The 12,628-nt window shown below is 55.8% G+C and carries 10 protein-coding genes, 1 pseudogene and 1 riboswitch; of the genes and pseudogenes, 4 read left to right on the top strand and 7 right to left on the bottom strand.

What is annotated here, in order from left to right; genetic code table 11:
- Positions 1 to 130: 130 nt before the first annotated feature.
- Together tpiA and AC13QY_RS24065 are read left to right on the top strand one after the other, a co-directional pair.
- On the top strand, positions 131 to 892 hold the full coding sequence (tpiA, locus tag AC13QY_RS24060) for a triose-phosphate isomerase (RefSeq protein ID WP_488494002.1): 762 nt from the start codon (positions 131 to 133) through the stop codon (positions 890 to 892).
- Positions 893 to 980: 88 nt separating this feature from the next.
- A riboswitch (FMN riboswitch) is annotated at positions 981 to 1,127 on the top strand.
- Positions 1,128 to 1,240: 113 nt separating this feature from the next.
- Positions 1,241 to 1,381 carry a 3,4-dihydroxy-2-butanone-4-phosphate synthase gene (locus AC13QY_RS24065; RefSeq protein WP_081670466.1) on the top strand — a complete coding sequence of 47 codons (141 nt, stop codon included), beginning with the start codon at positions 1,241 to 1,243 and terminating at the stop codon, positions 1,379 to 1,381.
- Between the two features lie 67 nt (positions 1,382 to 1,448).
- Here the strand turns inward: AC13QY_RS24065 and AC13QY_RS24070 are convergent.
- The 3 genes and pseudogenes from AC13QY_RS24070 to AC13QY_RS24080 all read right to left on the bottom strand — a co-directional run.
- Positions 1,449 to 1,604, bottom strand: a pseudogene (locus AC13QY_RS24070) (IS3 family transposase); the annotation flags it as partial.
- A gap of 95 nt (positions 1,605 to 1,699) precedes the next feature.
- Entirely contained in the window at positions 1,700 to 2,533 is an 834-nt protein-coding gene (locus AC13QY_RS24075) for a prephenate dehydratase (RefSeq protein ID WP_488494003.1), read from the bottom strand.
- A 699-nt stretch (positions 2,534 to 3,232) separates the two neighbouring features.
- On the bottom strand, positions 3,233 to 4,420 hold the full coding sequence (locus AC13QY_RS24080) for an aromatic amino acid transaminase (RefSeq protein ID WP_488494004.1): 1,188 nt from the start codon (positions 4,418 to 4,420) through the stop codon (positions 3,233 to 3,235).
- A 440-nt stretch (positions 4,421 to 4,860) separates the two neighbouring features.
- Between AC13QY_RS24080 and AC13QY_RS24085 the strand changes: the two genes are divergently transcribed.
- Positions 4,861 to 6,309 (top strand): MATE family efflux transporter, encoded by a 1,449-nt coding sequence (locus AC13QY_RS24085; RefSeq protein WP_488494005.1) that lies wholly within the window; start codon positions 4,861 to 4,863, stop codon positions 6,307 to 6,309.
- Here the strand turns inward: AC13QY_RS24085 and AC13QY_RS24090 are convergent.
- The 4 genes from AC13QY_RS24090 to AC13QY_RS24105 all read right to left on the bottom strand — a co-directional run bounded on the left by AC13QY_RS24090 (position 6,283) and on the right by AC13QY_RS24105 (position 11,793).
- Positions 6,283 to 6,999 carry a helix-turn-helix domain-containing protein gene (locus AC13QY_RS24090; protein ID WP_028755254.1) on the bottom strand — a complete coding sequence of 239 codons (717 nt, stop codon included), beginning with the start codon at positions 6,997 to 6,999 and terminating at the stop codon, positions 6,283 to 6,285. The genes AC13QY_RS24085 and AC13QY_RS24090 overlap by 27 nt on opposite strands.
- A 77-nt stretch (positions 7,000 to 7,076) precedes the next feature.
- Positions 7,077 to 8,477, bottom strand: a complete 1,401-nt coding sequence (gene lpdA, locus AC13QY_RS24095) for a dihydrolipoyl dehydrogenase (protein WP_488494006.1) — start codon at positions 8,475 to 8,477, stop codon at positions 7,077 to 7,079.
- Positions 8,477 to 9,712 carry a dihydrolipoamide acetyltransferase family protein gene (locus AC13QY_RS24100; protein WP_488494007.1) on the bottom strand — a complete coding sequence of 412 codons (1,236 nt, stop codon included), beginning with the start codon at positions 9,710 to 9,712 and terminating at the stop codon, positions 8,477 to 8,479. Before AC13QY_RS24100 ends, lpdA begins: the two co-directional genes overlap by 1 nt.
- Positions 9,713 to 9,714: 2 nt before the next feature.
- Positions 9,715 to 11,793, bottom strand: coding sequence for an alpha-ketoacid dehydrogenase subunit alpha/beta (locus AC13QY_RS24105; protein WP_488494008.1), 2,079 nt, complete (start codon positions 11,791 to 11,793; stop codon positions 9,715 to 9,717).
- Positions 11,794 to 11,913: 120 nt separating this feature from the next.
- Between AC13QY_RS24105 and AC13QY_RS24110 the strand changes: the two genes are divergently transcribed.
- A complete protein-coding gene (locus AC13QY_RS24110; protein WP_371074912.1) occupies positions 11,914 to 12,381 on the top strand; it encodes an Lrp/AsnC family transcriptional regulator in 468 nt (155 codons plus the stop codon).
- The last annotated feature ends 247 nt before the right edge of the window (positions 12,382 to 12,628 follow it).

The raw sequence follows: 12,628 nt of genomic DNA on the forward strand, positions 1-12,628 counted from the left end.
CAATGGACTGGCGAGGCTTGTTCGCCAGCCAACATTCTTCATTCTCGAAACGGGCACCGTCGAAGATAACCTGGCTACCGCCGAGTGCTTCTGCGTGTCCTCTTCCGACAATATTGATGAGGTTAGTTAGATGGAACACCGTGTCCGGCCGCTGCTCGTCGGCAATTGGAAGATGAACGGAATGATCTCGTCGCTGGACGAACTCGCTCAGACGGCATCGAGAAGTGTGGATTTGTCTCTTTTCGTCGACATGGTCATCTGCCCGCCTCTGACCTTGGTTCGCTCCGCTGTAGAGGGCGTCGCCACGTCGCTGCTCGAAATCGGCGCGCAGGACTGCAGCGACGAACAGACAGGCGCATTCACGGGAGACGTCTCCGCGGCCATGCTCGCCAATTGCGGGGCAAAGTGGGTTATCATTGGTCACTCCGAGCGACGGACACTGAGATCAGAAACCAGCGCCGTTGTGTGCCGGAAGGTCCGCCAGGCACTGTCAGCGGGGGTCACTCCGATCGTTTGTATCGGAGAGACCGAAAGTGAAATGCACGAGGGGCGTACGCTCCAAGTTCTCTCGGAGCAGTTGACAGCTTCTCTGCCTTCGGAGGCGGGGCAGGGCGACTTCGTCGTAGCGTATGAGCCAGTGTGGGCAATAGGGAGTGGCAAGACTCCGACAGTCGACGAAATTGCCGGCGTGCACCAATTTATACGGAATTGGTTGGATGCACAGTTTGCCGACCACGGCCCGAAGACGCGGTTGCTTTACGGCGGATCCGTCAAGGCGGAGAACGCCCGCGAAATCATTACCTGCGAGAATGTAAGTGGTGCTCTTGTCGGAGGTGCGAGCTTGAAAGCGGCCAGCTTCCTGGCAATCGCGGATGCCTTCTGCGTTTCCTAGTCCACATTTCCTCACGCAGCGGCCGCTGTTTCATTCGCAATTGGGAGAACGGGCGCTTGAGAACTCCGCCATTTGTCTCCTTTGCTGATATCGTTCTCAGGGCGGGAAGCGATTCCCCGCCGGCGGTATCGGGAAGATCCGGAACCCGCGAGCGCTTCCGGCAGCACCCGGGGAGGTTAGCAGATCCGATAAAATGCCGGAGACGATGGTATAATCCGGATGGAAGAGAGCACGCACAAAGGCGCTGCGCAGCTACAGCGTTCGAATGCTTGTTCGCCAAGGCTAAGTGGTGGCTCGTCATGATCCATGTACGGCGCGGTTTGGGGCTAACCCTTTAAAGGCAGAGAAATGGCATTTTCCCTAATTGAAGATGCAATCGCCGCTATCGGTCGTGGTGAGATCATCCTCGTCGCCGGCAACCGCCACAGAGAGAACGAGGGCGACCTCGTCATCGCATCGGAACTGGTCACTTCAGAAGCGATCCCATGATGAATCATGCGCGGCCTGATCTGCGTACTGAACCGCAGCGTGTTTGGCGGAGGCCATTTTGCCTAAGCTATGCGGCCACGGCTGCTTCGTCCAACGTAGTACCGCTCTTCAGCTTCGGCTGGCGGTGTATTCGCGATGGACTTCAGAAGTCGTCGGTGGTTGAACCAGTCGGCCATTCCATGGTGGCGAATTCCACCGTTTCAAAGCTCTTCCATGGTCCACGCGATTGATCGTTCATGAACACAAATTTCTCATTTCAATATTCTTCGACATTTCATGCCGCTACCAACGCATTTTGTAGTAGCTACCGGAGGACAGCTAGTATCTTCTGGGATAGGACCCCAACATGCGGATATCATCCCTCAATACTAACTGCGCAAGCTGTGATTCAGCCTCAACGTGTCCGGCGAAATCAATCACGTATTGATGGATGTCCAACCGTTCGCGCGTAGGGCGCTCGTAGATATTGAGGATGGACAGCCCGGAATTCACAAAGGTCGCAAGCTGCGAGCTGATCGACGCTTCGTCGCTACGAAGCACAATCGTCGTTCTGTCGAAGCCGGTCGGCCGGGCGATATCTTTGCCAAGAACCCACCAACGCGTAACGTTGTGGAGACCCGCTTCGATACCGGTGCGGAGTTCCTGGAGGTCGTAAAGTTTTGCGCCTAGGCCCGGCCCGAAAGCTGCAAGCTTTGGTGAATTCTCCTCGGCGATATAAGCGACAGTGCCCAGGCGGCTCTCACGCTCCACTCCCGGCATGTTCTCGTCGATCCAAGCCCTGACCTCTTCCAGAGCCACGGGATGACCGAGCACCTTTGTTATCGACGAGAAAGTGGCGTCTTTGCTCGCGATCAGGCTGTAGCTTAACAAACGGGGATATTCCGCAATAACCGTAACCGAGGGGAGAGCAAGAATTTGATCGAGATATGGAGTGGTCCCGACTAGAGAGGTCGTAACCGGTGCACAGATAGCGTCAACCATTCCCGATGCGTACGCCTCGAAGAGGCCATCCTTAAAGGGTACCAGTCCAGGGCCGTTGCTGAAGAGCTCAAGTGTCGCTTGATGTGTCCAGGTCCCCTCGGGTCCAATGAAGCCGACTTTTTTGATATCGGATGCATCAATGATCGGCGGCTGCCGGATTAACTTGTTCATTCCCATGTCCCGGTTGCGCAGCTCATACTGCGGGTGCTTCCATCGTTCGCTAAATGGATAACGGGGCATCTCGGGCGGTTCAATTCGTTTGAAAATATTTTAATGTCATGAAAATCAGGTCAGTTTCGCAGGCTAAATATAAACGAATACTCGGCTGGTGCCTGACGCAGGCTTTCACGTCCATGGATGCCGCGGCCGTCGAATAACCAAGGTATCGGATGGCTTCAGTTCGACGACCTCATCGGCATAGCGGAACGACATTTGATCTTCCAATATGTAAGTCGCCTGTATTCCAATGTGCTGATATCCGGCGACTTCATCTGTCACTGTGAGGAGGCATGGCTCCACACAGTTTCTATCGACGACATCCTGGTCGGTAGGGCGGTTCACGTCGAGAGCAGCAGAATTGTCGATTAGACAAAGCAATATTATGCGAAAGAAGCGAATGCTGCGAGGGAGTTTGTGAAGGAAGCATCCCCACCCTATGTGTTGACGCGAATTTCCGAACGTTTCGTGTGGGCTACACCGTTCTCGACGCTGGCACACGCGGGTGCGACCCTCGCTGTGCCGGTGTTTCGCGACGTCACAGGAGCCGAACGGTGACGAGCGCAGTTCCTTATCAATAGGCTTACGCCAACTCGTGCGTGAGCCCTGCGCCACGAGCCCACGCGTGAAGCAGCTGGCTCGTGGCGGTTAGCATCACAGCAGTTCACCGATTGCCTGGGACGCCAGATCAACCTGTTCGATACGCAGGCCTGCGAGATTTACGCGACCAGAGTCAGGCATGTAGATGCCATGAACCTCTCGGAGGTGCGTGACGTTCTCGGGCGTGACCGGGAGAAGTGAAAACATTCCTTCCTGGCCTGCGACAGCGGAAAGTCGAGGGGCGTAGATGGAAAGCCGGTCTGCCAGCGCTGTTCTGATTTCAGAGACCCGGCTTCGCATCGAGGCAAGTTCGTCGATCCACAGCTTTCGACGGCCCGGATCGCCAAGCACAGCCGCCACAATGGCCGCACCGTGAGCAGGTGGCATCGAATAGCTGGCGCGCGCATGGTACGCGAAATTAGCGACGCCTTTGTTCAGGTCTGTTGCCGAGTTGCCCAACACGAATGCCGCGCCGGTTCGCTCGCGATAAAGCGAGAAGGACTTGGAGCATGATATGGCCACGATGGCCTCATCCGCTGCATTCAACACGGTCAGCATGCCTTCGGCATCCTGTACAAAGCCGCGTCCCAAACCTTGATAGGCGTTATCGAATAGCGGGATGAGGCCTTTCCGCGCGACTACCTCAGCAATCGCCGACCAAGCCTCTTTCGAAATAGCTGCTCCGGTCGGATTGTGGCAGCTTGCATGCAGTAGGATTGCGTCGCCTGATTGTGCGCTCTCAAAGGCAGAAAGCATCTCATCGACATGGACGGCTTGGCTCCGGGGATCGAAGAAGCGATATGTCTTAATGCTCAAGCCAACCGTCCCGAAGATCGCATTATGGTTTGCCCAGGTCGGTGTTCCAATCCAAATGGTCCGGTCCTTGTCATGGGCGAGGATTTCAGCGCTAAGACGCAAGGCAGCAGTTCCACCCGGCGTCTGCACCCCAGCCAATTTTTCGGTCACCGTTCCTTCGCCGAACACCTCGTGTGTCAAAAGCGATACGAATGACGGATCACCCTCGGGACCGATGTAGGACTTTGTGTCCTGAGTTTCCCACAGATGATGCTCTGCGGACTTGACCGCTGCCATGACAGGAGTCCTACCGGTTCCGTCCCGGTATACACCTACGCCGAGATCGATCTTATCGAGACGCTCATTGCTCGCGAATTTCTTGATAAGGGCAAGCAGGGGGTCTGGTTTCCGGTCAGGCAATCCTGCCAAAAGGTACTGCTTAGTCACGCTTTTCCTCCTATTCTATAAAGAAACCGGTCACCTTCGCTCAACGCCGGCAAGGACGCTCAGGCTGCCTCCTGAAGCGCCTGGTCCACGCTACGTTAAGCGCATCAGAGCGGACGCTGGCAATCGTTAGGAAAATATTTTCCTGTGATGAAATGCTCAGAGGTCCGGCCGTGAGTTTCATGACGGGAAAATATTTTCCAGACAATTGATCTCGTGGCGGATTGCCGTAACCTCTCCAAAAAATCGGCCAAAAGGCTGCATCGAAAAAAACAATGGGAACTGAACAAGGAACTCACAAAGACGGCGACGCTTTTCTGGCAGGATCGTTAGGAAGATCTCACGTCCAAATGGAATAGCTGGGTAGCCAGCAACTAAATCTCCTCCCGCACCTTGCGAGACGTCCCGGCCAGCAGGCGTCTCGCTTTTTTGTGATGCATGACATGACTGCTCGATCCGTAGCCCGCTTACAAACTTGGCCTGAAGAAATCCGGTCTACGACGAAGCTGTCTTGGCCACTCATCCTTGGTCAAATCGCTCAGCGTCTGATGCTCATCATCAACGTTGTCATGATAGGCCATCTAGGTGCGAAGGAACTGGCCTCTGGTACGCTGGCAATGGCCATGCTTAACCCGATACTGCTATGCACAGGCGGCATCTTGACAGCTGTGGCTCCGCTCACGGCCCAGGCAATTGGGGCAGGGGATAAATCGGGCGGTCGCGCCTTCTTCCAACAGGGTATGTGGCTCAGCGTAATCCTGTCGTGTCTCGCGGTTCCGCTGCTCTATAATACGGGAACGGCGCTTGAATTCCTGGGGCAGTCTCCTGAGCTGTCACGGCAGGCAGGAGAGTTTGCGAAAGCACTTTGCTTCATGCTTCCACCTTATATGGTGATGCTTGTGGCAAGAAATTTTCTTGCCGCACACGGCCAGACTGTTGTGGCTTTGGCGATCCTGGTGGCCGGCGCCGCATTGAACTTTGCCATCTGCTACCTGATCGTTGAGAACGTCTGGGGCTTAGGGCAATACGGCCTGTTTGGGATCGGCCTGTCTACGGCATTGGCCAATCTTGCCATCGCGGTGGCGCTTCTGTTCTACATTTCGTCGAATCCACACACCAACGTTGTTGCTCCCTACCGCGGTCTTCACCGGATGGACCTTCTTTCGCTCAAGGCAGTCTCCATCGTCGGGACACCTATTGGGGCAGCCACCCTTCTCGAAGTGGCATTCTTCAGCGCAAGTTCTCTCCTGATGGGTTATCAAGGCGACGCTGTGCTGGCTGCCTATGCTCTGTCGGGACAGCTCAACGGTCTCGCATTTGCGATCCCGACAGGGATCGGCGTTGCGGCGATGGTGCGCGTTGGCTGGGCCTACGGCGCGCGAAGTTGGATCGCGATGCAAAGGGCGTGCTTTGCAGCAATAGGTTTGGGCGTCGGGACGGGATTGTGTGTTGGGCTCATGTACGCCATGTTTCCGAGCCTTTTTATCTCCATCTTTATCGACGTCACCGTTGCCGAAAACGATGCTGTTGTGAGGATAGCCACGCTATTTTTGTATATAGTGGCGACCCTGCAGCTCGTGGACGCAGTCCAAGGTATCGTTTCGAATGTCCTACGCGGCATGTCCGATACCTTTGTACCCCTGCTTCTGGTCCTGACCGGATACTGGGTTTTCGGCTTTCCGGTGTCCGTTATACTATCAGGTCCTGCAGGATACGGTGGAACGGGCGTTTACATTGGCCTATTGATTGGCGTTGTTGTGGTCGCGGTGGCACTCACTGGAAGGCTGTTGTACCACCTCGGCGAAATGAAAGAGGCAGCGGAGCGAGCGTTCCTTCCTGCTTTCCCACATGAGCTGCCTGTCGTTCTAGGCGCGGAGATTAAAGACCACTGACAGGTACTTTACTGGCGCGTTGATAAGCTTTTCATGGCCATGGATTGAATTTGCGTCGAACACCATCGTATCGCCGGGGCGCAACTCAACCAAGGCATCCGCATACCGGTAGACCATCGAACCTTCGAGGACGTACATGAACTCGATCCCGGTGTGCTGAAACCCTGGGCTAACACTGGAGTCGCTGCTCAGAGTGACAAGGTATGGCTCAACATACTTCTCCCCTGACAGCAGGTGCCCGAGAAGTTCATAGTCTAGCCCGACCTTCGAGCCCCGCCGCTGGACCGAAATGCCTTTTCCGGCCCTCACCAGGGAGTAGTCAGCACGTTGCTCGTGGCTCGCAAAAAGGCGGGCGACCGGGACCTTGAGAGCAGCCGAAATGGCGACCAATGTTCCAAAGGAGGGTGTTGTCGTTCCGCGTTCGATCTTCGATAGCATGCCGTTGGAAAGTCCTGCCGCTTCAGCCAACTGATTGGCTGCCATGCTCAAGCTCAGCCGGAGACTTTTGATCTCCTTGCCAACAGCAACGGCCAGAGCCTCACCGGAGGGAGCTTTGACGGACGAGGAGGAACTTGCGGATGGAGTCGCCTTTTCGTCGACCTCATCCTGCGTGTTCGGACGGATCATCATGGAAAGAGCACCGCGCTTTACGCGTTTGCCCTCTACGACTTTCTTCTTTCCATCATGCACGGCTTTCCTACTCCATTTTCCATGCACTGTAGAGTGTTTTAGCGTCCATAGTAAGAGCTGGCGGGGCGTCGAACGCGTCAAGCATGGATAGGACTTCCGCCGATGCCGAGCGCGGCTTCCTTAATCGCTTCGCTGTGCGTCGGATGGGCATGACAAGTGTATGCCACGTCCTCGGCTGTTGCGCCAAACTCCATCGCTTGGGCTATCTGGCCAATCATCGTCCCAGCGACCGAAGAGATGATGTGCGCCCCCAAAACGACATCAGTCTTTTCGTCCGCGATCAGTTTGACAAAACCATCGGTCTCCCGATTCGCCTTTGCTCGGCTGTTGGCGACCATGGGGAATTTTGAAACTTTGTAGGATCGACCCGACAACTTGAGAGCGTCCTCCGTTAGACCAACACTGGCGACCTCTGGGTCTGTATAAACTACAGCAGGGATGACGTCGTGATTAACGTCGCGTAGTATGCCCGCCAGGCGTTCAGCCAGCGCGATGCCATCGTCCTCGGCACGGTGCGCCAGCATCGGGCCAGCTGTGACATCGCCGATGGCGTAAACGCCCTCGATTGCGGTTCTCGCCACGCGGTCAACGGGGATAAAGCCGCGCTCGTCGACCGTGATGCCGACGATCTCAAGCCCGAGCTCAGAAGTGTTGGGACGCCGTCCGGTGGCGATAAGAACGGTATCGGCCTCGATCTCTTCGAGCTTCCCTTTTTCTTTAAAAGAGACTTTCGCAGAGGAGTCAGCCCGGTCGATGGTCTGGACTTCAACCGATGTTCTGATCTTGAAGCCTTGCTTCTGCAGCAGTTGCCTCATCGTCTTGCGAACATCGCTGTCCATTCCCGGTAAAATCTCGTCCAGGTACTCCAGGACTGTCACCTCCGCACCAAGCCTGCTCCAAACGGAGCCGAGTTCGAGACCAATCACTCCGCCACCTACAACTATGAGACGTTTTGGAACGGATTTCAGAGTAAGCGCTCCCGTAGAGTCGACCACGACGCCGCCGTCGTTGTTGATCTCAACCGAACGGAAGGGTGAGGGGTCTGACCCTGTCGCGATAATTATGGATTTCGCAGTGTGACGTTTTCCTGAGACTGAAATTGCATGAGCGTCTTCGAACCGCGCCCAGCCATGTAGCAGCTCCACTTTATTCTTCTTGAACAGGAACTCGATACCCTTGGTAAGGCTGCGGACCGTCTCGTCCTTCTGCAACATCATCGTCGGCAGATCGAGTGAGACGCTTTCGGCTTTTATTCCGAAGCTGGACCAGGTGCCATGGGCTGCCGCGTGATAAAAGTGCGAAGCGTTGAGCAATGCCTTCGACGGTATGCAACCCACGTTCAGGCAGGTGCCTCCCAATGTCTCTCGGCCCTCTACACATGCGGTCTTCAAACCAAACTGAGCGGCCCGGACCGCGCAGGCGTAGCCGCCTGGTCCGCCACCGATGACGATGACGTCGAAGTCATAGTTGGCGCTCATCAGGACCATGTCTCCAGCGTCCGCACGAATTCCGTTAGCCACGTATTGGTCTGGTGACCGTCGAGGGAGCGATGGTCAATCGTCAGAGATATATAAGCCATCGGGCGAATCTGGATGGTATCGACACCATCGACTTCGCGGACGACGACCCGTTTTTCCAGCTTGCCCACTCCGAGAATCGCCGATTGGGGCTGATTGATGATAATTGGAGCTGCGAGCAGGGAACCTGAAACGCCGTGGTTGGAGATGGTGAACGTCCCACCCTTGAGGTCATCGCCTTTCAACGTGTTGGACCGCGCCTTATTTGTCATGTCCTGCAGACGAGCTGCTATACCCTGCAGGGACAGGTGCTGGGCCTGCCGGATCACAGGGACTACCAAGCCCTTGTCTCCCAGCGCGGTGCCGACGCCAATGTTGACGTCTCCGAAAACCTCAAGACTTTCGTCGTGCCACTGGCTGTTGATCTCGGGCACTACCTTCACGGCGGCGACGCACGCAGCCACGATGTACGCAGTGTACGATAGATTGACACCCTCAGCCTTCATACGAGACTTGTTTGCGTCGCGATGGCGCACAATCGCTGTGAAGTCCGCTTCGAACACCGCAGTGACCTGAGGCGCTGTCGAAAGGGAGTGCGACATATGCTTGGCGATGGCCAGGCGCATTGATGAGTGCGGCACCTTACGAGAGGAGCCGGTCTCCACGCCCATGACCTGGGCGGGAGTTGGTGAAGTGGCGCCTGCTTGCACAGGAGCGACCGTAGCAAGAGGTGCTGCGACCGGTGCCACAGCCTTTTTGGGCTTCCCTTCGTTGGCTAGGTCCATATCGGCTCTGGTCACGCGTCCACCCTTGCCGGTGCCGCTAACCGTTGACGGATCAATGCCATATTCCGATGCAGCCCGTCTCACTGCTGGTGAGTAGTGCTCGTTCGGTGTTGCTTCTGCGACTACAACCACTGGGCTGGTTGCTGCTGCCGTCGGCATCACCGAAGCGCTACCGCATGTGAGGCGGCCAAGGATCGAGCCTGGCGTCGCGTCAACGCCATTGGTCATAGTGATCTCGGTCAGAATGCCGTCGCAAGGGGCAGGTACCTCTTGCGTTACCTTGTCGGTTTCCAGCTCAACCAGCGCATCGCCTTCAACGACGTTGTCACCAATCTCCTTCAGCCAGTTCCGAACAACGGCCTTGGTCCCTTCCTGCTCAATAGGAGCAAGGATATCAATTACGTCGGCCATACTTAGAACTCCAGAAGCTCGTTGATACGTTTGGAGATACGTTCGACCGAAGGAACCGCCCAGTCTAGAAGGATAGGGTTATGCGGGCTGGGGATATCCGGCATGGTGAGGCGGGAAACGGGGGCATCTAAGTCCATGAAAGCTCTGTCGGCGACAACGGCAGAGATTTCAGCGCCGAAACCAGCCGACCCCAAATCCTCGTGAATAATGAGGCAACGCCGCGTCTTCCTCACCGAGGTCAGGACAGCGTCCTGATCCCAAGGCATCAGCGTGCGAAGGTCGATCACATCAGCTGAGATACCTTCTGCCGCCTCCTCACAACGTTGGACCATAGCACCCCATGTTACGATGGTGATGTCGTTGCCGGTGCGGGTGAATTTCGCTTTCCCGAATGGCAGTGTGAAGTTGTCGCCAGGGTAGCGGCGTCGAGCCCAAGCGTGGTCAAGCATGGCGCGATGTTCGAAGAAGATAACGGGATCATTGCCCCGCAGCGATGTGCGAAGCAGCCCTACCGCATCCTCTGCGTTCGAGGGGACCGCGACTTTCCAGCCGGGCTGGTGCACAAAAGCGACCTCGTTCGTCTGACTGTGCCAAGGGTCGCCGCACTTGAAGAAACCACCAGGCATGCGCACGACGATGGGTGCGGCGAAGCGGTTATTTGTGCGCCAGCGGATGGTACCACAGTCATTCAACTGTTCGGTCGCCGGTTCAGCGTACTTGCGGAATTGAATTTCAGGCACGGGTACAAGGCCAGCAAGGGCCATTCCGACGGCGCGACCGATGATGCCTTCTTCTGACAGGGAGGTGTCAAACACGCGCTCGATGCCGAATTTCTCCTGAAGACCAAGCGTAACGGCATGAACGCCGCCCTTGGGGCCAATATCCTCACCGAAGATCACGACGCGTTCGTTGATTGACATCTCATGATCAAGTGTCTTTCGGATCGCGGTTACCATGTTCATCCGCGCACCGGATGGCTCAGGCGTCTCGGTGCTCTGCGGCGCGACATAACCGTCACGGTGCTGACCACCCATGACCTGCATTTCGCCACTAAAGAAAACATTCTTCGTAAGGGTCGAAGGGTCGGCTACAGGTCGGGCTTCAGCTGCTTCCCGAGCCATTTCGGCAGCCTGTCGTGCACTGCTTTCTGTTTCGTCCCACTCGTCAGCTGTCATGACAGCCGGGACAAGATATTCTTTCAAACGGGGGAAGGGATCACGATCCCACTCCTGTTTTACCGTGTCTTCGCTCTTGTAGGTCTGAGTATCCTGGAAGCTATGTCCTTGCAGGCGTGGAACGGTCAGTCGCAGCATGGCTGGCTTGCGCTGATCGCGCACAAACGCAACAGCTTCTTGAGTAAGGCGAGCGGCGGCTGCCGGGTCGCAGCCATCACCGTCGAAGATTTTAAGATTTTTCCAGCTCGCCAGGTTGGCAGCGATATTCCCGCCCGGCGTCTGGACGGTTGAAGGAACGGAGATGCCGAAGCCGTTGTCCTCGATGTAGAACAACATCGGGAGCGATTGAGTTGTGGCGGCGGTGATCGCCGCCCAAAAGCCGTTCGAGGCAACCGACCCGTCGCCACCGAGCACCACCCCGATGTCCTTCGCATATTCGGCTTTTCCAAGCGTCTTGGCATAGTAGTTCATCGCTTGGGCCCAGCCTGCAGTGGGCGTGTATTGCGCTCCAACACCACCGCACATCGGGAGCGCGGATGCACCCGAGAGGTTGGGATAATTGAATACTACACCGATGTCGCGTCCGTCTGAGTATCCGCCCGCGCGGCCCATCGCGGAGCCAAGCGCATCAACAGGATCGACGCCAAGAGACAGGAGAAGGGGCCGGGAGCGGTAATACCCGCAAGTAGCATCGTGCGATCCGGTCAGCTGCATGCCCAAAAGAATTTGAGCCATGTCATGTCCGCGAGCGGAAAATTGATAAAGGACCTTCTTCTCCGGGACGAGGCGCGTCTCTTCCATTTCATCGAGAGCCCGAGAGAGCTGAAGGTAGTATGCGGCTTTGCGCCAGTCGATCTGCTCATCTGGTGAGTTTCGCTCGTGCGATTTGATAGCGACGTGATCCATGTCGTCCTTCCGAAATTCGTTCGGAACAGCATATTAAAATCGGGCGCGGGATTCTTTTCAATGTTGGCCGGTTTGGTGTAGGAAATGAAATAGATCGTTCACAGTTGCGGGGAAACATGAATGGAAAAGATCACGCTAGACTCGGTCGATAGAGCAATCCTCAGAGCTGTGCAGGAGCAGGGCGATATCAGTCAGGCACAGCTCGCACAAAAAGTAGGGGCCTCCGCCGCGTCTTGCTGGAGACGGATTACAAAGCTCGAAGAGGCGGGGGTGCTGACCAAGACAGTGCGACTGGTGGATGCTGATGCTATCGACAAAGGCCTCAACGTGTTTTGCCAGGTGCGGATGAAATCACATGATCCTGGCGCACGACGTGACTTCGAACGGTTCATAGACAGCCATCGGGAAGTGCTGGAATGTTACTCGATGTCGGGTGAGTGGGACTATCTGATACGGGCAGTCGTCGGCGATGTCCGTGAGTATGAAACACTACTCATGAAGGGCATCCTGACCCACGATGCTGTCCTAACCTCATCCTCCCACTTCGCGCTGAAAGCGGTAAAATACACCACAGCTCTGCCGGTCTAACTACCGGACTTCATCACTTTTTTCGCTCTGCCTTGCTATGACGAACGACGGTTCTAAGCAGCGAAACTGGATTTTCACGTCGTGAACTCTTGATGATATTTTACTTTAAATCAGCCATATAAGCTTTAGGAGCAGCATAATTAACACCGCCCTCTAACCCTCCAATAGCTGTCGTTCGATTTCCTGTGATGAAAATATTTGCGGTCAGATTGACCGGACAGGGTGAACGGACAAACAATCATGACAG

This window comes from Martinezella sp. CNPSo 3795, from assembly GCF_057784475.1.